Genomic DNA, 26191 nt, shown 5'->3' with positions numbered 1-26191 from the left:
GGGCTCGATCGGTCGGTGCAGGCGTCAGTGGGTACGGGCCACCGAGAACCGACCCAGGTCGGCCAGGGCATCGCGATATTCGCTGGCGGGCAGGGCGTCCAGGCAGGCGATCGCCCGCTCGGCGAATTCCTGGGCCTTGCGTGCGGTGTAGTCGAGGGCGCCAGCGGCTTCGACGGCGGCGCGCACGCCTTCCAGGTCCTGACTGCCGCCCTGGCGGATCGCCTGGCGTACCAGGGCGGCCTGTTCGGCAGAGCCTTCGCGCATGGTCACGATCAGCGGCAGGGTCGGCTTGCCCTCGGCCAGATCGTCACCGACGTTCTTGCCCAGCGCGACGGCGTCGCCCTGGTAGTCGAGCAGGTCGTCGACCAGCTGGAAGGCCACGCCCAGATGATCGCCATAGCGACGCAGGGCGTCGGCCTGCTCGGCGCTGGCGCCGGCCAGGATCGCCGCGCTGTGGGTGGAGGCTTCGAAGAGCATGGCGGTCTTGCCGCGGATGACTTCCATGTAGATCTCTTCGGTGGTGCTGGCGTCGCGGACCTTCGACAGCTGCAGCACCTCGCCCTCGGCGATGACGCGAGTGGCCTGGGAGATGATGCGCATCACCTCCATGGAGCCCAGCGCCACCATCATCTCGAAGGAGCGGGCATAGAGGAAATCGCCCACCAGGACGCTGGGGGCGTTGCCCCAGAGGGCATTGGCGGTGGAGCGGCCACGGCGCATCCCCGAGGCATCGACGACGTCGTCGTGCAGCAGGGTGGAGGTGTGCAGGAATTCGATGGTCGCCGCCAGCAGTTGCAGATCGTGATCGGCGCGCCCGAGCGCCTTACCGGCCAGCAGGACCAGCAGCGGACGCAGGCGCTTGCCACCCGCGGAGACGATGTAGTCGCCAATCTTCTCGACCAGCGGCACGCGCGAGGTCAGCTGCTGGCGGATGATGCCGTCTACGGCGGCGAAATCGTCCGTCACCACGCGATAGAAGGACTGGGATTGCTGCGTCATTGAGAGGTGTCCACTGGAGGTCCGGGCAATATTCAAGCGGCCGGATGGCGCATGACCGCCAGACTATGCCCTAGGGACCGGCACGAGTGCCATGCCCAGGGATTGCCATCGCGCTCCCGCGGCTCGCCGCTCATGCCGATTCGGCTGGGCACCGGCCCGGCATGGCCGCTGAACGAGGTTGCGCGGCATGCTAGGGGTGGGGTGGGGGGCTGTCAAGGCGCGGGCGGGCGGCTCTTGCCTCCCGGGCACGGCTTGCGTAGAATCGCGGGCCCTGAACATTCCTAGGGTTAACCCCCTGTCTTACGCAATTGCGCGGTGGTCCTTCCGGTCCCGTGCAGCCATGCCGGTCGACGATACCTCCTATAAAGCACCGGGTGAGCAGGTTTAACGGAGATTTACCATGTCCTACGCAGTTATCGTTACCGGTGGCAAGCAATACAAGGTCGCCGAAGGCGAATATCTGAAGGTCGAGAAGCTCGACATCGCCACCGGTGAAACCGTCACCTTCGACCAGGTTCTGCTGGTTGGCAACGGTGACGACGTCAAGATCGGTCTGCCGGTCGTTGATGGTGCCAAAGTGACCGCCGAAGTGACCGCCCAGGGCCGTCACGACAAGGTCACCATCATCAAATTCCGTCGTCGTAAGCATCACATGAAGCGTCAGGGCCACCGTCAGTGGTTCACCGAAATCAAGATCACTGGCATCCAGGCCTGATCTCGCCTCTAACGGAGAATTGACTCATGGCACACAAAAAAGCGGGTGGTTCTACTCGTAACGGTCGCGATTCCGAAAGCAAACGCCTTGGCGTGAAGCTGTACGGCGGCCAGGTCGTCAAGGCCGGCAACATCATCGTGCGTCAGCGCGGCACCCAGTACCATGCCGGTTACGGCGTGGGCCTCGGCAAGGATCACACCCTGTTCGCGAAAGTGGACGGCGTGATCAAGTTCGACGTGAAGGGCGCCTTCGGCCGTCGTTACGTGAGCATCGTCGCCGCCGCCTAAGGCCCGTGACGAAAGAAAAGCCCTGTCTACCCGACGGGGCTTTTTCGTTTGTAGTTAAGCTAGTGTGGTGTTTCAGAAGTTATCTGCACAATTTTGGCGGCGCTTTTTCCGCCTGGGCGTTGTTGCCACTCCTCGCCATGGCCCTGCTATGACTCGTCGCGGCGCCTAGCCCAGACCGAAAAATCACTCGCCAATTCTTGCGCGAACTCCTGAAGCACCACACTAGTTCCTTGTTTGCAGCGGCCCGCGAGCGCGGGAGGTCCAGATGAAATTCGTCGATGAAGTATCCATACACGTAAAAGCGGGTGACGGCGGCAACGGCATGATGAGTTTCCGCCGGGAGAAATTCATCGAGAAGGGTGGCCCCAATGGGGGTGACGGCGGCGATGGCGGGTCGATCTGGCTCGAAGCCGACATCAACCTGAACACCCTGGTCGATTACCGTTACACCCGACGTTTCACCGCGCAGAACGGTGAGAAGGGCGGGAGCACCGAGTGCACCGGCGCCAAGGGTGAAGACCTGGTGCTGCCGGTCCCCGTGGGCACCACGGTGATCGATGCGGCGACCCAGGAGATCATCGGTGACCTGACCCAGCCCGGTCAGCGCATCCGCGTCGTCCAGGGCGGCTGGCACGGCCTGGGCAACACCCGGTTCAAGTCCAGCACCAACCGCGCACCGCGGCAGACCACCCCGGGCAAGCCCGGCGAAGAGCGCGATCTCAAGCTGGAGCTCAAGGTGCTGGCGGACATCGGTCTGCTCGGCCTGCCCAATGCCGGCAAGAGCACCTTCATTCGCGCGGTCTCGGCCGCCAAGCCCAAGGTCGCCGACTATCCCTTCACCACCCTGGTGCCCAACCTGGGCGTGGTCAGCGTGGGGCGCTTCAAGAGCTTCGTGGTCGCCGACATCCCGGGGCTGATCGAAGGGGCGTCCGAAGGCGCCGGCCTGGGGATCCGTTTCCTCAAGCACCTGGCGCGGACCCGCCTGCTGCTGCACCTCGTCGACATGGCGCCCCTGGATGAAAGCGATCCGGCCGAGGCTGCCGAGACCATCATCAACGAGCTGACCAAGTTCAGTCCGGCGCTGGGCGAGCGTGACCGCTGGCTGGTGTTGAACAAGGCCGACCAGTTGCTCGATGACGAGCGCGAAGAGCGCCTCAAGGCGGTGGTCGAGCGTCTGGACTGGCAGGGTCCGGTCTTCGTCATCTCCGCCCTGGAGCGGGAAGGCACCGAGCAGCTCTGTCAGGCCATCATGCAGTATCTCGACGAGCGGACCCTGCGTCTCGCCGAAGACCCGGCCTATGCCGAGGCGCTGGAGGAGCTCGATCAGCGCATCGAGGACGAGGCGCGGGCGCGTCTGCAGGCGCTGGACGACCAGCGAGCCCTGCGCCGTTCGGGCGTCAAGGCGGTGGACGAAGACGACGACTTCGATGATGACGAAGACGACGGCGACGGTCCGGAAATCTTCTACGTACGGTAAGAAAGGAGCTTGCCCATGCGTGATCAGGTGTCTGGCGCCCAGCGCTGGGTGGTGAAGATCGGCAGTGCCCTGCTGACCGACGACGGGCGTTGTCTGGATGGCGGGGCCATGGCCGGCTGGGTCGAGCAGATGGTGGCCCTGCACCAGGCGGGCATCGAGCTGGTGCTGGTGTCCTCGGGTGCGGTGGCGGCCGGCATGAGTCGGCTCGGCTGGACGCAGCGTCCGACCGCCATCAACGAGTTGCAGGCGGCCGCGGCGGTAGGGCAGATGGGGCTGGTGCAGGCCTGGGAATCCAGTTTCGCCGAGCATCAGGTGCAGACCGCGCAGATCCTGCTCACCCATGACGACCTGTCCGATCGCAAGCGCTATCTCAATGCTCGCAGCACCCTGCGCACTCTGGTGAGCCTGGGCGTGGTGCCGGTGATCAACGAGAACGATACCGTCGTCACGGACGAGATCCGCTTCGGCGACAACGACACCCTGGCCGCCCTGGTGGCCAACCTGGTCGAAGCCGATCTGCTGGTCATCCTCACCGATCGCGATGGCATGTTCGATGCCGATCCGCGCAACAATCCCGATGCCAGCCTCATCAGCGAGGCGCGCGCCGACGATCCGGCCCTGGATCTGGTCGCCGGTGGTACCGGCGGTGCCCTGGGGCGTGGCGGCATGCAGACCAAGCTGCGTGCTGCGCGTCTGGCGGCACGGTCCGGTGCCTATACCGTCATCGTCGGCGGGCGGATCCAGCAGGTGCTCAGTCGCCTGCAGCAGGGCGAACAGCTGGGCACCCTGCTGTCACCCGAGCGTGGCCTGGTGGCGGCGCGCAAGCAGTGGCTGGCGGGGCATCTGCAGGTGCGCGGTACCCTGCGCCTGGACGCCGGTGCGGTGGAGGCCCTGGTGGGCGGTCATCGCAGTCTGCTGCCGGTGGGCGTGCGAGCGCTGGAAGGCAGCTTCCGGCGCGGCGAGATGGTCGCCTGCGTCGGTCCGGACGGGCGCGAGGTGGCGCGTGGCCTGGTCAACTACAGTGCGACCGAGGCGCAGCGCATCCTGGGGCGGCCTTCGGACGCCATCGTGGTCGAGCTGGGCTATGTCTATGAGCCCGAGCTGATTCACCGGGACAACCTCGTCCTGGTCTGACGATCGTCGATCCTGGCGCCTCTCCGGAGGCGTTGGATTCCTGAATCCCAGGCAGTAAAAAACCGGCCGAAGCCGGTTTTTTACTTGAACGCTTATCAGGCAGCGGCGGGGGTAGCCAGGGCCTTGATGTGAGCGTTCAGGCGGCTCTTGTGACGAGCGGCCTTGTTCTTGTCGATGATGCCCTTGTCGGCCATGCGGTCGATGACCGGAACGGCAGCAACATAAGCGGACTTGGCTTTTTCCAGGTCCTTGGCTTCGATCGCCTTGACGACGTTCTTGATGTAGGTACGCACCATGGAGCGCAGGCTCGCATTGTGGCTGCGACGCTTCTCAGCCTGTTTGGCGCGTTTTTTGGCGGAGGGGGAGTTAGCCACCGTGGAGCTCCTTCGAAAAAGACTGTATTGGGTACAGAGCGAACTCTGTAGCAAGTACAGAGCTAAATTAAGGTCGCGAATCTTGACGTCCCTGGCGGCGCCTGTCAAGGCTGTCTGGATGGATATCCGGCTGGTCGCCGATGAAGGGCCTCGTTACACTCGATCGCTTGTGCCCATCGCGCGACTGCGCTCACGCGCATCCTCTGTCACGTCCCGCTGCGTTCACCGAGTCCTCTCCCTGCCATGAATCTGCTCAAGTCCCTGGCCGCCGTCAGCTCCATGACCATGCTGTCCCGTGTGCTGGGTTTCGTGCGCGACACCATCGTCGCCCGCACCTTTGGCGCCGGCATGGCCACCGACGCCTTTTTCGTCGCCTTCAAGCTGCCCAACCTGCTGCGCCGCATCTTCGCCGAAGGGGCCTTTTCCCAGGCGTTCGTCCCCATCCTCGCCGAATACAAGGCCCAGCAGGGCGAGGAGGCCACCCGCACCTTCCTGGCCTACGTCAGCGGCCTGCTGACCCTGGTGCTGGCGCTGGTCACGGTGCTGGGCATGCTGGCCGCGCCCCTGGTGATCTGGATCACCGCGCCGGGTTTCGCCGACACCCCGGAGAAATTCGCCCTCACCTCCAGCCTGCTGCGGGTGACCTTTCCCTACATCCTGCTGATCTCCCTGGCGTCCCTGGCCGGCGCCGTGCTCAACACCTGGAACAGATTCAGCGTGCCGGCCTTCGTGCCGACCCTGCTCAACGTCAGCATGATCATCTTCGCGCTGTTCCTGACCCCCTATTTCGATCCGCCGATCATGGCCATGGCCTGGGCGACCCTGGTGGGTGGCCTGGCGCAATTCCTCTATCAGCTGCCGCATCTCAAGCGCATCGGCATGCTGGTGCTGCCGCGACTGAATCTGCGGGACAGTGGCGTCTGGCGGGTCATGAAGCAGATGGGGCCGGCGATCCTCGGGGTCTCGGTCAGCCAGATTTCGCTGATCATCAACACCATCTTCGCCTCCTTCCTGGCGGCCGGTTCGGTGTCCTGGATGTACTACGCCGATCGCCTGATGGAGCTGCCCTCGGGGGTGCTCGGCGTGGCGCTGGGGACCATCCTGCTGCCGGCACTGTCGCGCACCTACGCCAAGGCCGATCGCCAGGAATATTCGCGGCTGCTCGACTGGGGCCTGCGACTGTGCTTCCTGCTGGTGCTGCCCTGCTCGGCGGCCCTGGCGCTGCTGTCCGAGCCCCTGACCGTCTCGCTGTTCCAGTACGGCCGTTTCGATGCCCATGACGCCCTGATGACCCAGCGAGCGCTGGTCGCCTATGCCGTGGGGCTGCTCGGCATCATCCTGGTCAAGGTGCTGGCGCCGGGCTTCTATGCCCAGCAGAACATCAAGACCCCGGTAAAGATCGCGCTCTTCACCCTGGCGGTGACCCAGGTGCTCAACCTGATCCTGATCGGGCCGCTGCAGCATGTCGGCCTGGCCCTGGCCATAGGCCTGGCGGCTTGTCTCAACGCCGGCCTTTTATTCTGGCAACTGCGCCGCCATAACCTGTTCATCCCCCAGGCAGGCTGGACAGGCTTCCTGCTGCGACTGCTGATCGCGGTAGCGGTAATGACCGCCGTCCTGTTCGGCCTGATGCAGCTGCTGCCCAGCTGGAGCGAAGGTCTGATGTGGCAGCGCCTCTTGCGTCTGGGTGGTCTGGTCGCGGCGGGGGTGCTGGCCTATTTCGCCAGTCTCTTCCTGCTCGGCTTCCGCGTGCGCGACTTCAATCGGCGCGCGGTGCTGTGATTGCACAAGGCCGGGTGTGCGCCTGTCCTCGCGGCGGGCATCCGGATATAATCGATTAATTTCTGAGCAATACCTACCCATGCAGCTGTTTCGTGGTCTCCATCATCTCGACGCCTTTCCCAAGGGCTGCGTTGCCACCATTGGCAACTTCGACGGGGTTCACCTGGGGCACCAGGCCATCCTCGCGCGGCTGCGTGAGCGGGCGGCGGAGCTCGGCGTGCCGAGTTGCGTGGTGATCTTCGAGCCGCAGCCGCGGGAATTCTTCCTGCCCGATATCGCGCCGGTGCGTCTGACCCGCCTGCGCGAGAAGCTGGAATGCTTCGCACGCCTGGGCGTCGACAACGTGCTCTGCCTGAATTTCAATCGACGGCTGCGCGAATTGTCCGCCGAGGCCTTCGTCCAGCAGGTGCTGGTGGAAGGCCTGGGGGTGAAGCACCTGGAGATCGGTGACGACTTCCGTTTCGGCTGCGACCGCGCCGGCGACTTCACCTACCTGAACCTGGCTGCCCGCGACCACGGCTTCACCCTGGAAGCCGCCACCACCGTCGAGCTGGACGGCCTGCGGGTGAGCAGTACCCTGATCCGCCAGGCCCTGGCCGACGGCGATCTGGCCCTGGCCGCGCGCATGCTGGGCCGGCCCTACAGCCTCTCGGGACGGGTCTTGCATGGCCAGAAGCTGGCGCGTCAGCTGGGCTGGCCCACGGCCAACGTCCAGCTCAAGCGGCGTCGACCGCCGCTGCGCGGCGTCTATCTGGTCAGCAGCCTGATCGATGGGCGGGTGGTGCCGGGCGTGGCCAATATCGGCCAGCGGCCGACGGTGCAGGGCGATGGCCGTCCGCACCTGGAAATCCATCTGCTGGACTTTGCCGGCGACCTCTATGGCCGCCACCTCAGCGTGACCTTCGTGCAGAAGGTCCGCGACGAACAGAAATTCGCCTCTCTGGAGGCCCTCAAGGCGGCGATCGAAGCGGACGTCGCCACGGCCCGCGCCTACTGGCAGGGGCAACCGTCAACGAGCCTGGACTGACATGACCGATTACAAAGCGACGCTCAACCTGCCGGAAACGGCATTCCCGATGAAAGCCGGCCTGCCGCAGCGCGAGCCGGAAGCGCTCAAGCGCTGGCAGGATATCGACCTGTACGGGAAGCTGCGCGCCATCGGCAAGGGCCGTCCGACCTTCATCCTGCATGACGGTCCGCCCTATGCCAACGGCAGCATCCACATCGGTCATGCGCTGAACAAGATCCTCAAGGACATCATTACCCGGTCCAAGACCCTGGCCGGCTTCGATGCTCCCTATGTGCCGGGCTGGGACTGCCATGGCCTGCCCATCGAGCACAAGGTGGAAACCACCTTCGGCAAGAACCAGCCGGCGGACCTGACCCGCGAGCGCTGCCGCGCCTATGCCAGCGAGCAGATCGAAGAGCAGAAGGCCGGCTTCGTCCGCCTGGGCGTGCTCGGTGACTGGAGCAATCCCTACCTGACCATGAACTTCGCCAACGAGGCCGGCGAGATCCGCGCCCTGGGCGAATTGGTCAAGAAGGGCTTCGTCTTCAAGGGCCTCAAGCCGGTCAACTTCTGCTTCGACTGCGGCTCGGCCCTGGCCGAGGCCGAGGTGGAGTACCAGGACAAGAGATCCGACGCCATCGACGTGGCCTTCCCGGTCGCCGATGCCGACAAGCTGGCGGCTGCCTTTGGTCTTGGCGCCCTGGCCAAGCCCACCGCCATCGTCATCTGGACCACCACTCCCTGGACCATCCCGGCCAACCAGGCGCTCAACGTGCATCCCGAGTTCACCTATGCGCTGGTGGATGTCGGCGATCGCCTGCTGCTGCTGGCCGAAGAGCTGGTGGAAAGTTGCCTGGCGCGCTACGGCCTGCAGGGCGAGGTAATTGCCACTGCTCCGGGTACTGCCCTGGAGCTGATCAACTTCCGCCATCCGCTGTACGAGCGCCTGTCGCCCGTCTACCTTGCCGAATACGTCGAGCTGGGCGCCGGTACCGGCATCGTGCACTGTTCGCCTGCCTATGGCGAAGATGACTTCCGCATCTGCAAGCAGTACGGCCTGAGCAACGACGACATCCTCAATCCGGTGCAGAGCAACGGTGTCTACGCCGAGTCGCTGCCGCTGTTTGGCGGCCAGTTCATCTGGAAGGCCAATCCGGCCATCGTCGCCGCGCTGGAAGAGGCGGGCGCCCTGCTCAAGCACGAGGCGATCAACCACAGCTACATGCACTGCTGGCGGCACAAGACCCCGCTGATCTATCGCGCTACCGCCCAGTGGTTCGTTGGCATGGACAAGCAGCCCAACGAAGGGGCCACCCTGCGCGAGCGTTCCCTGGCGGCCATCGAGCAGACCCAGTTCGTCCCGGCCTGGGGTCAGGCGCGGCTGCACGGCATGATCGCCGGCCGGCCCGACTGGTGTATCTCGCGCCAACGCAACTGGGGCGTGCCGATTCCCTTCTTTACCCACAAGGAAAGCGGCGAGCTGCATCCGCGTACCGTCGAACTGATGGAAGAGGTCGCCCAGCGCGTCGAGCGCGAGGGCATCGAAGCCTGGTTCAAGCTCGATCCCGCTGAACTGCTCGGCGAAGAAGCCGGCCAGTACGACAAGAGTCGCGACACCCTCGACGTCTGGTTCGATTCCGGCACCACCCACTGGCACGTGCTGCGCGGTTCCCACGCCGAGCTGGCCCATGACCAGGGCCCGGCGGCCGATCTCTACCTGGAAGGCTCCGACCAGCATCGTGGCTGGTTCCACTCCTCGCTGCTGACCGGTTGCGCCATCGACGGCCATGCCCCCTACAAGGAACTGCTGACCCATGGCTTCACCGTGGACGAGCAGGGTCGCAAGCAATCCAAGTCGCTGGGCAACGTGGTCGCCCCGCAAAAGGTCATCGACAGCCTGGGTGCCGACATCCTGCGCCTCTGGGTCGCGTCGACCGACTACACCGGCGAGATGGCGGTCTCCGACCAGATCCTGCAGCGCAGCGCCGACTCCTATCGCCGCATCCGCAACACCGCGCGCTTTCTGCTCTCCAACCTGTCCGGCTTCGATCCGGCGGTGAATCGGGTCGCTCCCGAAGACATGATCGACCTGGATCGCTGGGCGGTGGATCGCGCCCTGCTGCTGCAGCAGGAAATCGAGCAGGCCTACGCCGAGTATCGTTTCCTCAACGTCTACCAGAAGGTGCACAACTTCTGCGTGCAGGAACTGGGCGGTTTCTACCTCGACATCATCAAGGACCGTCAGTACACCACCGGGGCCGACAGCCTGCCGCGGCGTTCCTGCCAGACCGCGCTGTATCTCATCGCCGAGGCCCTGGTACGCTGGATCGCGCCCATCCTGTCCTTTACCGCCGACGAGATCTGGCAGTACCTGCCGGGCGAGCGGGAAGAATCGGTGATGCTGACCACCTGGTACGACGGCCTCTTCGCCCTGCCCGAGGGCGCGACCCTGGATCGTGCCTATTGGGATCAGGTGATGGCGGTCAAGGCCGCGGTCAACAAGGAGCTGGAGAACCAGCGCGCCGCCAAGACCCTGGGTGGCAGCCTGCAGGCGGAGATCACCCTCTACGCCGACAGCGCCCTGCAGACCGTGCTGGAAGCCCTGGGCAACGAACTCAGGTTCGTGCTGATCTCGTCCCAGGCCGCTGTCCAGCCGCTGGAGAAGGCTCCGGAAGGTGCCGTGGCCAGCGAACTGAGCGGCCTCAAGCTGGTGGTGCGCAAGTCCGAGGCACCCAAGTGCGCCCGCTGCTGGCACCACAGCCACAGCGTTGGCCAGGATGCCGCGCACCCGGAGATCTGCGAGCGCTGCGTGACCAACGTCTACGGTGCCGGCGAGGTGCGCGAGCATGCGTGACGCCTCGCGTTTCGGTGCCTTGCCCTGGTTGGCCCTGAGTGTGGTGGTGATCCTGCTGGATCAGCTGACCAAGCTCTACTTCCAGGCCAACCTGTCGCTCTACCAGCAGGTGCCGGTGATTCCGGACATCCTCAGCTGGACCCTGGCCTACAACCCGGGCGCCGCCTTCAGCTTCCTGGCCGATCACTCCGGTTGGCAGCGCTGGTTCTTCGCCGGCATCGCCGCGGTGGTGAGCGTGGTGCTGGTGGTCTGGCTCAAGCGCCTGCGCAACGACACCTGGACCGCCATCGCCCTGGCCCTGATCCTCGGTGGTGCGCTGGGCAATCTCTATGACCGCCTGGTCCTGGGCCACGTCATCGACTTCATCCTGGTGCACTGGCGCCAGGAATGGTACTACCCGGCCTTCAACCTGGCCGACAGCGCCATCACCGTCGGTGCCGTAATGCTGGCCCTGGACATGTTCCGCAAGAAGAAACCCGAGGAAGCCCATGGCTGAGATCACCATCGGCCCGGATACCCGGGTCACCCTGCATTTCGCCATCAAGCTGCAGAATGGCGACGTGGTGGACAGCACCTTCGACAAGGCGCCGGCCACCTTCACCGCCGGCGACGGCAATCTGCTGCCCGGTTTCGAGCAGGCGCTGTTCGGTCTGCAGGCCGGTACCAAGACCAGCCTGACCATTCCGCCGGAGCGCGGCTTCGGCCAGCCCAACGACGGCAATCTGCAGACCATGGCGCGTGACGACTTCAGTGACATGGAGCTGTCGCCCGGTCTGCTGATCATCTTCAGCGACGCCGCCGGTGGCGAGATGCCTGGCGTGGTCAAAAGCTACGACGAAGAGCAGGTGATCATCGACTTCAACCACCCGCTGGCCGGCCGTGTGCTGACCTTCGACGTGGAAATCCTGGCCATCGAGCCTGCCGTCTCCCATTGATCCAACGCCGCCCGTGAAGCGGGCAGAGGAGCCTATGCAGATCAAGCTCGCCAATCCCCGCGGCTTCTGCGCCGGCGTGGACCGCGCCATCGACATCGTCGACCGGGCACTGGACGTTTTCGGTCCGCCCATCTATGTGCGTCACGAAGTGGTGCACAACAAGTTCGTGGTCGACAACCTGCGCGCCCGTGGCGCCGTCTTCGTTGAAGACGTGGCCGACGTACCGGATGACGTCATCCTTATCTTCAGCGCCCATGGCGTCTCCCAGGCCGTGCGCCGCGAGGCCGCCGAGCGTGGCCTCAAGGTGTTCGACGCCACCTGCCCGCTGGTGACCAAGGTGCACATGGAAGTCGCGCGCTACAGCCGCGACGGCCAGGAGTGCATCCTCATCGGCCACGCCGGGCATCCGGAAGTGGAGGGCACCATGGGCCAGTACGACGATCGTGCCGGCGGTGCCATCTATCTGGTGGAAGACGAGGACGACGTGGAAAAGCTCGAGGTGCGCAACCCCGAAGCCCTGTTCTACGTCTCCCAGACCACCCTGTCGATGGACGATACCCGCAAGGTGATCGACGCCTTGCGTGCCAAGTTTCCCTCCATCAATGGCCCGCGCAAGAACGACATCTGCTACGCCACCACCAACCGCCAGGACGCCGTGAAGACCCTGGCCCTGGAAAGCGACGTAGTGCTGGTCGTGGGCAGTCCCAGCAGCTCCAACTCCAACCGCCTGCGCGAACTCGCCGAACGCCTGGGCACCCCGGCCTACCTCATCGACGGCGCCGAAGACCTGCAGCAGGCATGGTTCGAGGGCGTGCAACGCATCGGTGTCACCGCCGGCGCCTCGGCCCCGGAAGTCCTGGTGCGCGGCGTCATCGACCGGCTGCAGAGCTGGGGCGCCACCGGCGAGGTGGAGCTGGAAGGCGAGCCGGAGAACATCACCTTCACCCTGCCGCGAGAGCTCAGGGTAAAGGCGGTATAGGAGTCGCTGGCGTCCTTAGCGGCGCCAGCAGTCGGCAGTGGTGGCGCCGGTCGCTTGTCCCTTCAGCCCGGTATTGGTAAGTGTCAGACTTCCGCATCGATCACCTGCCATGGGGCCGCCTGCACGTGGGGCTGCCTGAAGCGTATAGCTAGTAGCAGTGACTGCACTCAGGCTCAAATCGTAGATGGCCCGCCCACCATCCTTGGGAGAGGTAGTGAACGGCAGGGTGGGTGCAGCCGTACCAGCCACATCCGTGGTATAGCGCCCCAGGCGGGTATAGTTTCGCTCCATGAGCTGAGCCAACTCCATGAGCGAAGCCTCAGCGTCAGCCCTGTTCCCCTTGCGTACGTGCTCCGTGTAGGACGGATAGGCAATGGCCGCCAAGATGCCAACTATAGCCACAACGATCATCAATTCGATGAGCGTGAAGCCTCTTTGGTGGTTTGAATGGTGATTTTGCGTAATTGACTTCATCTGATTTCACGCCAAGTCATGCGTTTCGAACTGCTATTCGGGTCATTGATATTTTGGCAGATCGTGTTGCCACTCGCGTCCGAGTGGCACAATTTCCCCGTTGCTGTAGAGCCGTCGGTCGTGTCGCCGTTACCGCGAACGAAACTTGGCGTCTTGATGATGCCGCTTTGATCGTCTGAGATCCCAGAGAAAGGGACCTTGGTGCCATTTGCCAAGCTGTAATAGTCACGCTGATCAAAGGTTCCGTCACCGTTGTAGTCGAAAAAACTGAAGTTGAGAGTGCCTCCGTTCAGCACATTCAACGTCATGATCCAGCTTGTACCTCCGCCGCCGCATGGATCACTGTTGGGGGTCATGGTAGTAAAGACCAAGACGCCGTTTCTCAGTGTCGGCCGGGCAATGACCCTTTCGCTTGTTAGAGCTCCAGACCCGCCATTGCTGCTCTTCCATGCCAGATCCATGAACCAGCCTGATTTATCCGTGCCGATATCTGCACTGGTGACTGCGCGGGCACGGCGGTTACCGATGGTTTGTTGGGCAATAATGGCCTGTTCGACGAGATTGCTCCGGCTGATTTGCTGCCCCCTGTCGATCAGGCCATAGAAGGTTTCCAAGCGCGGATTGGCAGGTACCTCATTGTCTCCAATCTGGTAGTAGCTTCCGGTACCAAAAAGAATGATCGGATTGCCGTCGCTGTTGAGGGCGGCTTCGAGAGGCGCAGTGATAGGTTGAGTGGGACTGCTGGTACCATTGGCTGTCCTTGCAATGAACAAGGGCAGAATGTTTGCCCCGCTCTTCAAGGCTGCAGGAGCGTCCCAATTGGCCGGGTCGGCTCCTTTCAGGTCGAAGCGCCAGATATTGCCGGCAGTATCGCCAGCATAAAGACGATCCACGATGCGATCGTTATTGGTATCGATGGCAAGGGGCTCGCCCAAGCCGCCGGTCGTAGCGACAGTGAAGGTCTTGAGGACACTGCCAGTGGCGGCGTTCAGGATCCAGATCTTGCCTTGGCTGACACTGCTGTCGCTGAAGCCACTGGTCACGATCACACCGAACTTGCCATTCTCCAGCGCGACCAAGGCAGGCTTCTGAATGGGATACCGCATGTCGGGCGAAGAGAACTCCCAGAGTACGTTGCTGGGAGCCATGTTACTCGGGTCGCTCGCGTCCAGCGCGAATACGGTGTTTCCTCCGGCACCCGCCGTCCCCACGATGAGGGACTTCCAACCATTGTTGATCCAGGCGTCTCCTCCCGTTGGCGAGCCGTCTACATAGTAGCGATGGCTATAGCTGGGGTCGGTCAAGCGGTAGAGTTCGCCCATCAGGGTACGAGGCACATAGGCGAACAGTTCATTGCCGCCATCGGCCAGGCTGGCGTCGAAACCATGAAGCATGCCGTCATTGGCACCTACTACGACCAGCGCCTTGCGTGCCTGATAGGCTGTGCTTTGACGGTAGGTCAGATAGCTTTCACCCGCACTTCCCCACACGGATCCGGCTAGACGGTTATAGCCGTAATCTGGTTTTCCTATATATAAAGGGTCTGAGTTTACAATGTCTCCCAGGCGACTCTTGCGTTTGCGCATAGGGTTACTACTGACGGTCTCCTGGCTCCGATCACCGCGCAGATAGTCGAGACGACGCGACCCTTCTGTGGTGCTTACATTGGTGCCTGTCGTCGCGGTTCCTTGCAGCGCGACCTTGCTCTCAGCATCCAAGCTGCTCCAGAGAAAATTGACGCCTTGGCCTGCAGCCAATGAATAGGCGTTGTTACTCTGGGCGGTTAGGGTATTGCTCGTAAAAATCTTTCGGCTGCTTGGCTCTAAGATGTCGAGCTTGTTTGCCGCGCTCCAGCTGTAGGAGCTGGCAACTCCCGAAGCACTTAGCGTTCTGGCCAGAAGATCGCCACTCCAGAACTTGGCTTCGAATTGAGTTTGAAAGGTGCCGCTGCCGGTATCGAGTTGCTGGCCGTTGGTGCTGATCGAGGTGGTCGAAGTAGTTACCTCTTGAACGATCTTGGCAAAGGCTGCTCGAAGACCCTTGATCATGTTGGGGGCGTCGCTAGCAACGTAGAAATTGTCGGGGCGCTTGTAATTGGAAGAGAGATACTCACCGCTAGTCCACCACAGGTCGTCGGTAATGCTAGCAGCGGTGGCTTCGCTGCTAGCAAAGCCTTGGGGGACCGTGAAGCCGCCATATTTGGCAGCGAGCCAGTATTGGTTCGATGATCTGCCGGCCAGACTTTGGTTCTCGCGGACATCCATCCAATAGGTAGAAATGGTCTGGCTACCTGCTTTATCGCTACGCTGGTCCCGAGTATGGGCATCATAGGCAAGGCCGGCGATGTAGGCAGAGTTGCCGCGACCTGTGAAGGGTGTGCCTATGGTGATGTTTTCGAGACTGGCGACCTTCTGTGTCAAGGCCTCTACATCTATAGAGGTGTCGCTGGTCACTTCTGCAGGCTTGGCCGGTTCTCCGCCCGAGGAAGTGATACCTCCCGGTAGATTCTTGTCATTCCAGGTGTTCGTGTCGCCGATGCCGAGAATAACGTTCTTCTGACAGGAATAGGTGATTGGATCTTGCCAATTGGTCACTACGGGAAAGCCGTCGGCTTGGGCGTATTTGTCGGTATCCGTGGAGCCGGATAGCGTACTGTAGGCAGATACGTTACCCTGGTTCTTGAAATAACGTAGCGCTGTATAATAGAGCTCGCTAACCGGGTCGTTGCTTTTTAAGCTAAGATAGGTATTTGGCGCATAAGGCATTGAGCCGAATTTGTTCAGATAATTAATGACACCGCTATCTGCTACTCCGTAGCCTGTTGCTGATGCTTCACTGGCAGAGGGATTACGCACCAGAATGCCTGTCTGAGGGTCCCATTCGGCGCGTGCGGAATTACTGCTGAGATCTGGCTTGAGGGGGCCGATGAAGCTCTGGTTAGCCCGTAGAACACCGCCATCACGTGTTGCGCTGGAGTCATTAAGATAGCTAAATACCGAATAGCGTAACTTGTCAGAATACTGTTGCAGAAGTCCCTCGGGTTTGTAGTTGCTTGCCGAATATCTTTTGCAGTTGGCTTCTAAGCCAACGCTGGGATCACATACTTTTACCTGCACTCTTACTCGATAGACACTGTAGCGGGTCGAGTTGAAAATCGAACCCCCGGTATAGTCAGCCTTGAGTAAATTGCCATTCCATTGGTTGCTATCGTTTGGATCCAGATTAACCCAGACGCTCGACATATTGTTGCCCGCGCCATAGTCGGCAGAGCCGCCGCCACCGATTCGATCGTTCCAATTGGAGAACAGCATGTCGAACCCCTGGCCTTCGAGACGAACATAGAAGCCAGCCCAGTTGGCCGCAAAGGGGGTAGCACCGGCAATCTCGGACGCTGGCAGCAGTCCCTGACCGCTATTCAAACGGTTACCAGCAGAGTTTTGTCCGCTGTGCCGAGCTTTTTGCAGCACGGTAAGGCCGACATCGTCCCGCACTCTGGCGCCGCCGGTCAGAGCGCTGCGGAAAGGGTCGATGGTTGGAGTAGCGGCCCAGTTGAGAAAATTGCCGCTCCATTGTCTGGCACCGCTGCAGCGACGGCTATTGGCGGCACTGACAGGGTTGAACCAACTATTGTCCAGTGAGCTGCCAAAGGCGTAGGTATAGCATTTGTCCGAATCGAAGTATCCGCTATAGACGTTGCCGGAACTGTAGCTGCCAAGGTTGGCTACAGATAGGACCGTCGGCCACTCTACCGAGGGCACCAGCGCCAGGCTGCCTGGAATATCCCCCCCTACAGCCAGCGGAGTCTGGGACACCGTGGCTTTGCCAGGCGTACTCAGTAGAAGCAGCACCATCGCTGAAGGCAGGGTCCACGTCAGAATTCGCAATTGATGAGGCATGACGCTCTCCGAGTATCTATCGCCTGACAAAGATGGTGTTGATGGTGACATTCGCCGTGGACGCCGACCCGGCTCCAGCAGTTGTAGCTGCTCCAGCACCTTGGGTTTCGATGCGCAGTACGCTTACGTCCAGCGGAATCACCTGAAGGCCATCGCCGGATCTCAACGGATTGACACCTGGTGTTGGATTGATCCTGAAGCGGGCCTGATTGGGCAGATCTGTCAAAGCATCTGCATTTGTCCAGTTGGCAGTTTGGGCAGTGTTTTGCCAGTCGGTGACGCTGCGGGTGAGGGCGAAGGCTTCAGCCTGTCGCTGGGCCATTTCCGATGCTTGAAAAGCCTGGCTTTGATCGCGAGCATTTCCTGCCATGCGTTCCTGCAGCGTCGTGCCTCTCATACTGGCCAGGGCAATCAGGGTCATCAGTAGCAGCATCACCAAGGTCACGATCAACACCGCGCCGGTTTGATGGAGGCCTGATGTTCTCATGGCAGATGGTTCCGAATGCTGACGGTTAGGTTGAATACCTGCCCCAGGCGACCGTTATCAAGGGTGACGGTACCGCCACGAAAGGTAAGTTGCTGATCTGGTGATACGGCCTGGGTATCTCTACTAACGGCAATCAGGCTGATTTGGGCGGAAATTACGGACTGCCAATCGTTGATCTCCTGGGCGTCTCTATACTGTCCTGTTATCTGGCCATTGCTATTCCCTACTGCATATTGGATCTGCAGATCTTGGATGCCACTGACCAACTCCTCATCGGCCACCAAGGGCCTCGCGTCGGCTGTGGCCAGATAGCGAATTCGGCGTAGCGCAGGAAGGCCGGCTATAACGGAACTCTGACCTATGTAATAGAGCGAACTTTGGAAATTTGAGATTACCGCCGTTTGCGCATAGGGGCGGTTGATCGCCTGCAGCGTTGTCAACGTGGTGGCGTTGGCTGCGCTTTGATTGATGAAAAGTTGGCAGCCAGCTGTGTCGGAGATGATCAGCAGGCTACCAGGTGTCTGGCCGGTCGCTGCGGTCGCGTTAATGGTCGTGGCGTCTGCACTGACGGGATTGGATAGGGCTATGCCGGTCGCGCCAGCAGCATGCTTGAGCAGAATGACATCCGTTCCGGCTCGTCGGCTCGTGGTGTAGATATCGTTCAGCCAGCCCGGGATAGAGTTCTCTCCAGCGTCATTCCAGCCTTCGATACCGGTACCGAGAACATAGCGTTCGTCTTTGGTCAGTGTCGCTGGCGTTGGATCATAGAGTGGAAACAGACAGTCTCCGCGATAGCCGGCGTTTTTCAGATCATAGGCCAGAAAGTCCAGGGCGAAGCGTCCAGATTCCTGTACCTGAGAGAGCGCGGAATTGGTCTGATAAGTTTGCCGGGAAGACAGAAAGACCTGCATGACGCCGCCCATGAGCAATAGCCCCAGAAGCAAGGCGATCATGAGTTCGATGATGGATAGGCCCTTCTGACGGCGAGGTGCCCGATGTTTCATAGGCGAGTCCTGTAGGAGAAGGTTTCGAAGCCCGAATTCTCGGCGGTAGAGGTACAGCTATCGTTCTGTGGCGGCGCGTATTGGGTGGACTTGATTCGGGCTCGGCTGTCGTTCCAGCAAATGGTCAGGGTCACGATCTGTCCGCTGGTCACTATGGTCCCTGTGCCCTGTGGCAGAGTGGTTGCCAGGTTATTGAGCCATTGGCCTGTATCGCGCTGGGCCGGGGTGCCAGTAATAGCGTTGCTGGTCGACGGAGCGGGAAAGGTGGTCAGGGCGTAGCTACCCGCCACGGCAGCAGTACGGTTCGCACGCATACGATCGGCCATGTCGTTGGCCAAGATGGTCGCCTGTGAGCGGTAATAGGCACCTTGGTTACTTTGAACGCTTACCGATTGCAGCCCCGCGAGCCCCAGCAGGCCAATGGCGAGAATGACCATGGCAACCAGCACCTCGATCAGGGTTGCGCCCATTTGCTGCTTTGCATTCATGGCGACTGGCAGCCGTTCTGGTTGACGAAGGCATTTCCGGTGAGACTCACCGAAACCGTACGGCGGCAGCTGGGTGTTTCGATACTGAACGACTGGGCGGCAACAAGGGTGGTGAGGCCAGTGCTGCGATAGGTGACGCCATTAACGGGGCCGTTCAAGGTGATGCCGGTGGTAGGCTCCCAGATCCGAATGACGTTTGCGCCTTGAATCATCAGCCAACCCGCTGTCCAGTCGGTCCCGTTTTCGCAGGCATCACCCGCGACATTACGCCGACATAGGGTGACGTCGGTACGACGCTTCAGGGCTTCGGAGCGTGCTATCTGCATGGCGCCAAGCAGTTCATTGCTCATGACTGCAGCCCTGTTGCTCTGTAACGTTCGAGTGAAAGAAGGCGCAGCAATGCTGACCACGATCGCCAGAATGGCGAGCGTTACCAGGGTTTCGATCAGTGTAAAGCCGTACTGGGTACGCATCGTCGTTTTCGCCGGGCTGGAAAGCCAAGCATGGGGTATGACGGTCGGCTGGAACAGCGTACGGCAGATATCCGGTCGAAACGGGAAGGTGTCTGGTCAGGGAGTTCAGGCGCAACGATCGCTGTCGCGAACATTCGCCGTCTCGATCCGTCCGGCCTTGTTCAGGACCAGTCGTGCGCGCGGCTCGGTGCCTTGGCAGAGAATGAAGCTGCCATTCAGGGCGTTGGTCACGCCACTGTTTAAAAACGTCAGATGAGGTAGCGTACGGAAATTGTTCCACCGCCAGTGCAGGCCCTCGGGGAGCTGACTGATCAGCAGGGTGGGCTCTTCGACTGATTGAAGGCCATCGCGATTGCTGTCTTGGAAGACGCGCGTAGTGGCTGCCCAGAGGTTTGAGCCGTCGCACTCGCCGGCCGGCGCGTGACAGATGGACACACTGCCATGGCCGTTGATGGCAGCCGCACGTGCGAAGTTGACTGTCTCCCTGAGTTGCTGAATGGCCAGTTGCTGGCGATTGCGCTGCAGCATTCCCCCAAAGGCGGGGACGGCCAGGGAGGCAACGATACTCAGTATGCTGAGGCAGATCAGGGATTCGAAAAGGCTGAAGCCTCGCGCGATGCGATAGGTCATGTTGACGTCCTTGTAGGTAGGCGGCCTTCCTGGCCGCACTAGCCGTTTTGCGCCAGGACGGCGGAACAGTCAATTCCAGGATGTAGAGGTGTGACGTGATCTTTGATGTAGCGGTGGTCGGGGCGGGTGCGATAGGGCTGATGTCGGCCTATTGCCTGTCCTTGAGCGGTCGGCGGGTGGTGGTAGTCGAGCGCGGCGAGCCGGGGCGGGAGGCGTCCTGGGCCGGCGGCGGGATCGTTTCGCCGCTGTATCCGTGGCGCTACCAGCCCGCGGTGACGGCGCTGGCGCACTGGTCGCAGGATTTCTATCCGGTGCTGGGGGAGCGGCTCCGGCAGGAGACGGGGGTGGACCCCGAGGTGGAAGTGACCGGGCTGTACTGGCTCGATCTGGAGGACGAAGCCGAGGCGCTGGACTGGGCGCGGCGCAATGTGCGGCCGCTGGCGTCGGTGTCGGTCGCGGCGGTGCGGCAGCGGGTGCCGGTGCTGGGGCCGGGCTATGAGCGGGCGGTCTTCATGGCGGGGGTGGCCAATGTGCGCAATCCCCGGCTGGTGCGCTCTCTGCGCGAAGCCCTGCTGCGCATGCCCAATGTGACGCTGGTGAGCGAGTCGCCGGTGACCGGTTTCCTGCGCCAGGGTGAGCGGGTAGTGGGGGTGCAGACCGCGCGCGAGGCCATCCATGCCGAGTCCGTGGTGGTCTGTGCCGGGGCCTGGAGCGGTGAGTTGCTGCAGAGCCTGGGGTTGGCGGTGCCGGTGCGGCCGGTGAAGGGGCAGATGCTGCTGTATCGCCAGCCGGTGGGTTATCTGACCAGCATGGTGCTGGCCAAGGGGCGCTACGCCATTCCGCGCCGCGATGGGCATATCCTCATCGGCAGTACCCTGGAGCACGCCGAATTCGACAAGACGCCGACCGCCGAGGCGCTGGCCAGCCTGCAGGCCTCGGCCGCCGAGTTGCTGCCGGCCCTGGCCGGCCAGGCGCCGGTGGCGCACTGGGCGGGACTGCGGCCGGGGTCGCCGGATGGCGTGCCCTTCATCGGGCCGGTACCGGAGCTGCCTGGGCTGTGGCTCAACTGCGGGCACTATCGCAACGGCCTGGTGCTGGCGCCGGCGTCCTGCCAGTTGCTGACCGATCTGCTCACCGAGCGCACGCCCATCATCGATCCGGCGCCCTATGCGCCAGGCGCGCGGTTGGCGGTGAGCTGATCAGTCGATGCCGAGCTTCTTCAGTCGATAGCGCATCGAGCGGAAGGAGAGGCCCAGGCGTTCCGCGGCGGCGGTGCGATTCCAGCGGGTCTCTTCGAGCGCCTGCATGATCAGCTGGCGTTCGATGGACTCCAGGTGGTCTTCCAGATTGGCGATGTTGGCCAGGCTGGCTTCGCCGGTGGCAGTGGCTGCTGGGGCATCGGCCAGGCGTAGATCGGCCGGGCGGATGACGTCGCCTTCGCAGAGGGTGTAGGCCCGCTCCAGCATGTTTTCCAGTTCCCGCACGTTGCCGGGGAAGCGGTAGCTCTTGAGCTTGGCCAGGGCATCCTCGCCCAGCGTGGCCGCCGCCAGGCCGGAGTCGCGTGCCAGGCGCTCGAGCATATGGTTGGCCAGGATGCCGATGTCTTCGCGGCGCTCGCGCAGGGCCGGCACCTGCAGTTCGATGACGTTGAGGCGGTAATAGAGGTCCTGGCGAAAGGTCCCGGCGGCGACCTCGGCGGCCAGGTCCCGGTGGGTGGCGCTGAGGATGCGCACGTCCAGGCTGATCTCCTGCTGGCTGCCTACCGGGCGCACGGCCTTTTCCTGGATGGCGCGCAACAGCTTGACCTGCATCGGCAGCGGCAGATCGGCTACCTCGTCGAGAAACAGGGTGCCGCCCTGGGCAGCCTGGAACAGGCCCTGCTTGTCCTCGATGGCGCCGGTGAAGCTGCCCTTGCGGTGACCGAAGAATTCGCTTTCCACCAGTTCCGAGGGGATGGCGCCGCAGTTGACCGGCACGAAGGGCCGACCGGCCCGCGGCCCCTGCTCATGGATCAGTCGTGCCACCCGCTCCTTGCCGCTGCCCGATTCGCCGCTGATGTAGACCGGCGCCTGGCTGCGCGCCAGCTTGGCAATCTGGTTGCGCAGGGCGCGCATCGGCGGCGATTCGCCGAGCAGTTGGGTTTCGCTGGCGCCGGCCGCTGTCGGGGCAGGCCCGGACAGGCGCAGCGCGGTGCCTACCAGCTCACGCAGGCGCGGCAGGTCCACCGGCTTGGTGAGGTAGTCGAAAGCACCGGCCTTGAGGGCCTGGACCGCGGTTTCCAGACTGCCGAAGGCGGTGATCATGGCTACCGGCAATTGCGGAAAGCGTTGCTGGATGAACTGGATCAGGTCCAGTCCCGAGCCGTCGGGCAGGCGCATGTCGGTCAGGCAGAGGTCGAAGCTTTCCCGTTCGAGGATGGCCCGGGCATCGGCGATGTTCTTGGCGCTGGCGGTGTCGAGCTTCATCCGCCCCAGGGTGATCTCCAGGAGTTCGCGGATATCGGGTTCATCGTCGACGATCAGGACTTTCTGTCGGGCCATGCTCAGCTCATTGTGCGGGGATGGGCGAAGGTGATGCGAAAACAGCTGCCGTTCGCCAAGGGATGATAGCCAAGTCTGGCCTGGTTGCTCTCGCAAAGCTCACGGGAGATGTACAGGCCCAGCCCGGTCCCCTTGTTTTCGGTGGTGAAGAAGGGCTCGAACAGGTGGTCGAGTTGCTCGGCGGCGACGCCCGGTCCGTCGTCGACCACTTCGAGGATGGGCAGGTCGCTTTCCGGATCGCGGTAGGTGCTGAGCCAGACCTGGCCGATGCCGTGCTTCTGGCAGCTGTAGCGCAGGCCGTTCTGCACCAGGTTGGTCAGGATCTGGCCCAGTTGGTGGGGATCCATGTGCGTCTGCAGGGTGCCCGGCTCGGTCTTGACGTGCAGCGTCTGGCCGGCGGGCAGGGTAGGGCGCAACTCCCCGGCGAAGCGGTGCGCCCAGTAGCGCAGGTCGATCAGCTGAGGGGCGGCCTGCTGGCGGCGAGACAGCTGCAGGACGTTTTCCACCACCCGATTCATCCGCCGCGACTGGTCCTGGATGATCTGCGCCAGGCGCCGGTCCGGCGTGGTCAGCTCTTCGGATTCCTGCAGCAGCTGGGCGGCGTGACTGATGGCGCCCAGCGGATTGCGGATCTCGTGGGCGATGCCGGCGGTGAGCCGGCCCAGGGAGGCGAGCTTGAGTTGCTGGGCCTGCTGGGCGATGCGCGAGACGTCTTCGAGAAAGGTCAGCACCCGCTCGCCTTCGCCCTGTTGCAGGCGGGCGAAGCTGGGTTGCAACAGGGGGCCGTTGGCATAGGCGCGCCAGGGCGCGGGGCGGATACTGGGATTGCGCTCCCATTCCTCCAGGCGCTGGGCGAGACCTAGGGCCAGGGGAGCGATGGTGTCCTCGTCGTCCACGCCGAGCAAACGCCGGGCTGCCGGATTCACCAGCAGCACCTGGTATTCGGCATCGAATACCAGGATGCCGGTCCGCATCCGTTCGAGGATCAGGGCATTGAGGGCCTCCAGTTCGGCCACGGCCGTGGCGCGGGTTTCGGCCAGGGCCTGACTGTCCAGCAGCCGCCGGACCAGGCCCTGCACCAGCAGCGCCGTGGCGAAGCAGAGGGTGCCCAGGCCCGCCGCCTGCACATAGCCACTGCCACTGTCGCCGCGGCGCAGGTCGAGATAGCCGGTCGCCAGCAGCAGGGCGATGGCCGCCAGGGCGGCGATCAGCAGGCCACGGCGGCCGCGGATCAGGACGTTGGACACCCCGACGGTCACCACCAGCAGACTGCCCATGCCGCTGGCGATGCCACCGGCCAGGAAGAACAGCCCGCCCAGGGCGAGGATGTCGATCAGCGCCAGGGTGAAGGCGCGACCGCGCAAGAGCCGCTGGCCGACCGCCAGCACGGCGTTGACCGCGAGATAGGCCCAGCTGGCCTGGCGGAACAGCTGGCCGTCGACGGTGCGCAGCCAGTGCTGGTCCAGGTCGCTGGAAATCAGCACCACCAGCGCCAGGCCGATGACGATGCGATAGAGGTGATAGAGCCGCAGGACCGCGTCGGCTCTCAGGGTGCCTGGATCAGTAGCGGTGCTCATGCTGCAACCGGCGATGTTCGGCGCTGCAATACCAGCGCTGGCCTTCGCCATCGGCCAGGGCTCTCTCCTGGGGCACGTGCACCCCGCAATGGGCGCAGCGCACCATGGGGTTGGGCGGTAGCGGACGGGCCTTGCCGGACGGCGTCTGCGTCTTGCCACGCCACCAGCGTCTGATCATCCAGAACAGCGCGCCCAGGAGGACGAGCCACAACAGCAGGCGAAGCAGACCCATGGCGATCTCGCAGCGTGAAGGAGGGTGGAGTTTAGCAGGGCCGCTGCAGGCGGTGAGCCCCGCATGGCATCGATTGTCCCGCTTCGCTGCTTGCGGGAAAATGCGCCGATCAATCGGGCAAGGAAGAGTGCATGAGTCAGTTGCTGAACGTCGTGATGGCGCAGGTGAACCTCAAGGTCGGCGACATCCACGGCAATGTGGAACGCATCATCACTACCGCCCGGCAGGCCCGGGATGAGCTGCAGGGCGATCTCATCGTCTTTCCGGAGCTGTCGCTGTGCGGCTATCCCCCGGAGGACCTGTTGCTGCGCTCAAGCATGCAGCGTCGGATCGAGCAGGGGCTGCAGCGGATCCGCCAGGAGATCGTTGGCATCCATGTGCTGGTGGGCTTTCCTTGGCTGGAGGAGGGGCGACGCTACAACGCCTGCGCGGTCTATCGCGATGGCGCCGAGCTGGCCTTCTATCGCAAGCAGCAATTGCCCAACTACCGGGTGTTCGACGAGAAGCGCTATTTCGAGCCGGGCGACAGCGCTGCCGTGTTCGACTACCAGGGCGTGCCCATCGGCGTCACCATCTGCGAGGACATCTGGTTCGCCGAGCCCATGGCGAGGGCGCGAGCGGCCGGGGCACGACTCATGCTCAACCTCAATGCCTCGCCCTTCCACGGCGGCAAGCAGCCGGAGCGCGAGGCCGTGGTGGGCGAGCGTGCCCGCGAGGGCGGCATGCCGGTGGTCTACGTCAACCAGGTGGGTGGCCAGGACGAGCTGGTATTCGACGGTCATTCCTTCGTGGTCGATGCCCAGGGGCAGGTCTGTCAGCGCGCGCCGGCCTTCGTCGAAGGCCTTTATCCGGTGGTCATCGATGCGGCCCTGCAACCGCAGCCGGCCGAACTCGCCCCCGTCGCCTCGCTGGAGGCCAGCGTCTATGACGCCCTGGTGCTCGGGGTGCGCGACTATGTGCGCAAGAACGGCTTCAAGGGCGTGGTGCTGGGCCTGTCCGGTGGCATCGATTCGGCCCTAGTGCTGGCGGTCGCCGTGGATGCGCTGGGCGCGGAGCAGGTGGAGGCGGTGATGATGCCCTACCACTACACCGCCCAGATCAGTCTGGACGACGCCGAAGCCGAGGCGCGGACGTTGGGGGTGCGCTACAGCGTCTTGCCCATCGCGCCCATGGTCGAGGCCTTCCAGACGACCCTGGCCGGCGAATTCGCGGGACTCGGGCGGGATACCACCGAAGAGAATCTGCAGGCGCGCTGCCGCGGGACCCTGCTGATGGCCATCTCCAACAAGAAGGGCTATCTGGTGCTCACCACCGGCAACAAGAGCGAGATGGCCGTCGGTTACGCCACCCTCTATGGCGACATGGCCGGTGGCTTCGACGTGCTCAAGGATGTGCCCAAGACTCTGGTGTTCCACCTCTGCGAATACCGCAATCGCGCGGGTGAGGTGATTCCCCAGCGCGTGATCGACCGCCCGCCATCGGCCGAGCTGTCGCCGGACCAGAAGGACGAGGACTCGCTGCCGCCCTATCCGGTGCTCGACGAGATCCTGCGACTGTATGTCGAGCAGGATCTCTCGGCCGTGGACATCGTCGCCGCCGGCTTCGACGAGGAAACGGTGCGCAGGGTGCTGCGCCTGGTGGATCTCAACGAATACAAGCGGCGCCAGGCGGCGGTGGGCGCCCGGGTCACCCAGCGCGGTTTCGGGCGTGATCGGCGCTATCCGATCACCTCGGGCTGGCGCATCGGCGACTAGCTCGTCAGGCGCCGGACCCCTGCGATCCGGCGCCAGAGGGGTGCGCCAGCCATTGCGGGCAATAAAAAAGGGGAAGCCACTGGCTTCCCCT

At 63.1% G+C, this 26191-nt stretch carries 24 protein-coding genes; 12 read left to right on the top strand and 12 right to left on the bottom strand.

Translation table 11 applies throughout. From position 1 onward, the window contains the following. Window positions 1-24: 24 nt before the first annotated feature. Window positions 25-999, bottom strand: a complete 975-nt coding sequence (locus tag EC839_RS18980; protein ID WP_132833014.1) for a polyprenyl synthetase family protein — start codon at window positions 997-999, stop codon at window positions 25-27. Between the two features lie 400 nt (window positions 1000-1399). Here EC839_RS18980 and rplU point away from each other — a divergent pair, with 400 nt between their 5' ends. The 4 genes from rplU to proB all read left to right on the top strand — a co-directional run bounded on the left by rplU (window position 1400) and on the right by proB (window position 4612). After that, entirely contained in the window at window positions 1400-1714 is a 315-nt protein-coding gene (gene rplU, locus EC839_RS18970) for a 50S ribosomal protein L21 (protein ID WP_007160791.1), read from the top strand. A 26-nt stretch (window positions 1715-1740) separates the two neighbouring features. Further along, window positions 1741-2001, top strand: a complete 261-nt coding sequence (gene rpmA / locus EC839_RS18965; RefSeq protein ID WP_007160792.1) for a 50S ribosomal protein L27 — start codon at window positions 1741-1743, stop codon at window positions 1999-2001. A gap of 265 nt (window positions 2002-2266) precedes the next feature. Next, a complete protein-coding gene (gene cgtA, locus EC839_RS18960; protein WP_042137070.1) occupies window positions 2267-3478 on the top strand; it encodes an Obg family GTPase CgtA in 1212 nt (403 codons plus the stop codon). Between the two features lie 15 nt (window positions 3479-3493). Then, complete coding sequence (gene proB / locus EC839_RS18955; protein WP_132833012.1) at window positions 3494-4612, top strand: glutamate 5-kinase; 1119 nt, start codon at window positions 3494-3496, stop codon at window positions 4610-4612. Between the two features lie 95 nt (window positions 4613-4707). On the opposite strand, the gene rpsT is transcribed toward proB, so the two are convergent. Beyond that, window positions 4708-4986: a 30S ribosomal protein S20 gene (gene rpsT / locus EC839_RS18950; protein WP_007160795.1), complete on the bottom strand. Its 279-nt coding sequence runs from the start codon at window positions 4984-4986 to the stop codon at window positions 4708-4710. Window positions 4987-5229: 243 nt separating this feature from the next. On the opposite strand from rpsT, the gene murJ reads away from it, so the two are divergent. The 6 genes from murJ (at window position 5230) to ispH (ending at window position 12545) form a co-directional block, all read left to right on the top strand. Next, window positions 5230-6768, top strand: a complete 1539-nt coding sequence (gene murJ / locus EC839_RS18945) for a murein biosynthesis integral membrane protein MurJ (protein WP_132833011.1) — start codon at window positions 5230-5232, stop codon at window positions 6766-6768. Between the two features lie 79 nt (window positions 6769-6847). Continuing rightward, window positions 6848-7795, top strand: coding sequence for a bifunctional riboflavin kinase/FAD synthetase (ribF, locus tag EC839_RS18940; RefSeq protein WP_007160797.1), 948 nt, complete (start codon window positions 6848-6850; stop codon window positions 7793-7795). Window position 7796: 1 nt separating this feature from the next. Further along, window positions 7797-10631, top strand: a complete 2835-nt coding sequence (gene ileS / locus EC839_RS18935; protein WP_132833010.1) for an isoleucine--tRNA ligase — start codon at window positions 7797-7799, stop codon at window positions 10629-10631. Then, window positions 10624-11127: a signal peptidase II gene (gene lspA, locus EC839_RS18930; RefSeq protein ID WP_132833009.1), complete on the top strand. Its 504-nt coding sequence runs from the start codon at window positions 10624-10626 to the stop codon at window positions 11125-11127. The genes ileS and lspA overlap by 8 nt, the downstream gene beginning before the upstream one ends. Continuing rightward, window positions 11120-11566, top strand: coding sequence for a peptidylprolyl isomerase (locus EC839_RS18925; RefSeq protein WP_132833008.1), 447 nt, complete (start codon window positions 11120-11122; stop codon window positions 11564-11566). The genes lspA and EC839_RS18925 overlap by 8 nt, the downstream gene beginning before the upstream one ends. 34 nt (window positions 11567-11600) lie before the next feature. Beyond that, window positions 11601-12545 carry a 4-hydroxy-3-methylbut-2-enyl diphosphate reductase gene (ispH, locus tag EC839_RS18920; protein ID WP_132833007.1) on the top strand — a complete coding sequence of 315 codons (945 nt, stop codon included), beginning with the start codon at window positions 11601-11603 and terminating at the stop codon, window positions 12543-12545. A 15-nt stretch (window positions 12546-12560) separates the two neighbouring features. Here ispH and EC839_RS18915 read toward each other — a convergent pair whose 3' ends face one another. From EC839_RS18915 to EC839_RS18885, 7 genes are all read right to left on the bottom strand, one after another. Beyond that, on the bottom strand, window positions 12561-13019 hold the full coding sequence (locus tag EC839_RS18915; RefSeq protein ID WP_132833006.1) for a type IV pilin protein: 459 nt from the start codon (window positions 13017-13019) through the stop codon (window positions 12561-12563). Further along, a complete protein-coding gene (locus tag EC839_RS24640) occupies window positions 13016-16915 on the bottom strand; it encodes a pilus assembly protein (RefSeq protein WP_165904687.1) in 3900 nt (1299 codons plus the stop codon). Before EC839_RS24640 ends, EC839_RS18915 begins: the two co-directional genes overlap by 4 nt. 16 nt (window positions 16916-16931) lie before the next feature. After that, window positions 16932-17402, bottom strand: coding sequence for a PilX N-terminal domain-containing pilus assembly protein (locus tag EC839_RS18905; RefSeq protein ID WP_132833004.1), 471 nt, complete (start codon window positions 17400-17402; stop codon window positions 16932-16934). Next, on the bottom strand, window positions 17399-18406 hold the full coding sequence (locus EC839_RS18900; RefSeq protein ID WP_132833024.1) for a PilW family protein: 1008 nt from the start codon (window positions 18404-18406) through the stop codon (window positions 17399-17401). The genes EC839_RS18905 and EC839_RS18900 overlap by 4 nt, the downstream gene beginning before the upstream one ends. After that, entirely contained in the window at window positions 18403-18894 is a 492-nt protein-coding gene (gene pilV, locus EC839_RS18895) for a type IV pilus modification protein PilV (protein WP_132833003.1), read from the bottom strand. Before pilV ends, EC839_RS18900 begins: the two co-directional genes overlap by 4 nt. Beyond that, a complete protein-coding gene (locus EC839_RS18890) occupies window positions 18891-19367 on the bottom strand; it encodes a GspH/FimT family pseudopilin (protein WP_132833002.1) in 477 nt (158 codons plus the stop codon). The genes pilV and EC839_RS18890 overlap by 4 nt, the downstream gene beginning before the upstream one ends. 105 nt (window positions 19368-19472) lie before the next feature. Next, window positions 19473-19997: a GspH/FimT family pseudopilin gene (locus EC839_RS18885; protein ID WP_132833023.1), complete on the bottom strand. Its 525-nt coding sequence runs from the start codon at window positions 19995-19997 to the stop codon at window positions 19473-19475. A gap of 95 nt (window positions 19998-20092) precedes the next feature. Here EC839_RS18885 and thiO point away from each other — a divergent pair, with 95 nt between their 5' ends. Next, window positions 20093-21196 (top strand): glycine oxidase ThiO, encoded by a 1104-nt coding sequence (thiO, locus tag EC839_RS18880; protein WP_132833001.1) that lies wholly within the window; start codon window positions 20093-20095, stop codon window positions 21194-21196. Here thiO and EC839_RS18875 read toward each other — a convergent pair whose 3' ends face one another. Genes EC839_RS18875 through EC839_RS18865 form a run of 3 tightly spaced genes read right to left on the bottom strand, consistent with a single transcriptional unit; the run spans window position 21197 to window position 24346 of the window. After that, window positions 21197-22537 (bottom strand): sigma-54 dependent transcriptional regulator, encoded by a 1341-nt coding sequence (locus tag EC839_RS18875; protein WP_132833000.1) that lies wholly within the window; start codon window positions 22535-22537, stop codon window positions 21197-21199. A gap of 2 nt (window positions 22538-22539) precedes the next feature. Next, window positions 22540-24114 carry a PAS domain-containing sensor histidine kinase gene (locus tag EC839_RS18870; RefSeq protein WP_132832999.1) on the bottom strand — a complete coding sequence of 525 codons (1575 nt, stop codon included), beginning with the start codon at window positions 24112-24114 and terminating at the stop codon, window positions 22540-22542. Next, complete coding sequence (locus tag EC839_RS18865; protein ID WP_132832998.1) at window positions 24098-24346, bottom strand: PP0621 family protein; 249 nt, start codon at window positions 24344-24346, stop codon at window positions 24098-24100. The genes EC839_RS18870 and EC839_RS18865 overlap by 17 nt, the downstream gene beginning before the upstream one ends. A gap of 131 nt (window positions 24347-24477) precedes the next feature. Here EC839_RS18865 and EC839_RS18860 point away from each other — a divergent pair, with 131 nt between their 5' ends. After that, complete coding sequence (locus EC839_RS18860; protein ID WP_132832997.1) at window positions 24478-26100, top strand: NAD+ synthase; 1623 nt, start codon at window positions 24478-24480, stop codon at window positions 26098-26100. Window positions 26101-26191: the final 91 nt, after the last annotated feature.

The sequence above is a fragment of the Pseudomonas sp. JUb52 genome, from assembly GCF_004341115.1.
GTDB classification, from domain to species: Bacteria; Pseudomonadota; Gammaproteobacteria; order Pseudomonadales; family Pseudomonadaceae; genus Chryseomonas; species Chryseomonas oryzihabitans.
This window is presented reverse-complemented; position numbering and strand designations above follow the sequence as displayed.

Excerpts from the sequence above, each read along its gene's own strand:
- EC839_RS18900 (WP_132833024.1), bottom strand. The coding sequence starts at position 18,406 with ATGAAACATCGGGCACCTCGCCGTCAGAAGGGCCTATCCATCATCGAA.
- rplU (WP_007160791.1), top strand. The coding sequence starts at position 1,400 with ATGTCCTACGCAGTTATCGTTACCGGTGGCAAGCAATACAAGGTCGCC.
- EC839_RS18875 (WP_132833000.1), bottom strand. The coding sequence starts at position 22,537 with ATGGCCCGACAGAAAGTCCTGATCGTCGACGATGAACCCGATATCCGC.
- cgtA (WP_042137070.1), top strand. The coding sequence starts at position 2,267 with ATGAAATTCGTCGATGAAGTATCCATACACGTAAAAGCGGGTGACGGC.
- murJ (WP_132833011.1), top strand. The coding sequence starts at position 5,230 with ATGAATCTGCTCAAGTCCCTGGCCGCCGTCAGCTCCATGACCATGCTG.
- EC839_RS18885 (WP_132833023.1), bottom strand. The coding sequence starts at position 19,997 with ATGACCTATCGCATCGCGCGAGGCTTCAGCCTTTTCGAATCCCTGATC.
- EC839_RS18925 (WP_132833008.1), top strand. The coding sequence starts at position 11,120 with ATGGCTGAGATCACCATCGGCCCGGATACCCGGGTCACCCTGCATTTC.
- pilV (WP_132833003.1), bottom strand. The coding sequence starts at position 18,894 with ATGAATGCAAAGCAGCAAATGGGCGCAACCCTGATCGAGGTGCTGGTT.
- EC839_RS18860 (WP_132832997.1), top strand. The coding sequence starts at position 24,478 with ATGAGTCAGTTGCTGAACGTCGTGATGGCGCAGGTGAACCTCAAGGTC.
- EC839_RS18865 (WP_132832998.1), bottom strand. The coding sequence starts at position 24,346 with ATGGGTCTGCTTCGCCTGCTGTTGTGGCTCGTCCTCCTGGGCGCGCTG.
- EC839_RS18980 (WP_132833014.1), bottom strand. The coding sequence starts at position 999 with ATGACGCAGCAATCCCAGTCCTTCTATCGCGTGGTGACGGACGATTTC.
- EC839_RS18915 (WP_132833006.1), bottom strand. The coding sequence starts at position 13,019 with ATGAAGTCAATTACGCAAAATCACCATTCAAACCACCAAAGAGGCTTC.
- EC839_RS18905 (WP_132833004.1), bottom strand. The coding sequence starts at position 17,402 with ATGAGAACATCAGGCCTCCATCAAACCGGCGCGGTGTTGATCGTGACC.
- proB (WP_132833012.1), top strand. The coding sequence starts at position 3,494 with ATGCGTGATCAGGTGTCTGGCGCCCAGCGCTGGGTGGTGAAGATCGGC.
- ileS (WP_132833010.1), top strand. The coding sequence starts at position 7,797 with ATGACCGATTACAAAGCGACGCTCAACCTGCCGGAAACGGCATTCCCG.
- EC839_RS18870 (WP_132832999.1), bottom strand. The coding sequence starts at position 24,114 with ATGAGCACCGCTACTGATCCAGGCACCCTGAGAGCCGACGCGGTCCTG.
- EC839_RS24640 (WP_165904687.1), bottom strand. The coding sequence starts at position 16,915 with ATGCCTCATCAATTGCGAATTCTGACGTGGACCCTGCCTTCAGCGATG.
- rpmA (WP_007160792.1), top strand. The coding sequence starts at position 1,741 with ATGGCACACAAAAAAGCGGGTGGTTCTACTCGTAACGGTCGCGATTCC.
- EC839_RS18890 (WP_132833002.1), bottom strand. The coding sequence starts at position 19,367 with ATGCGTACCCAGTACGGCTTTACACTGATCGAAACCCTGGTAACGCTC.
- lspA (WP_132833009.1), top strand. The coding sequence starts at position 10,624 with ATGCGTGACGCCTCGCGTTTCGGTGCCTTGCCCTGGTTGGCCCTGAGT.
- ispH (WP_132833007.1), top strand. The coding sequence starts at position 11,601 with ATGCAGATCAAGCTCGCCAATCCCCGCGGCTTCTGCGCCGGCGTGGAC.
- ribF (WP_007160797.1), top strand. The coding sequence starts at position 6,848 with ATGCAGCTGTTTCGTGGTCTCCATCATCTCGACGCCTTTCCCAAGGGC.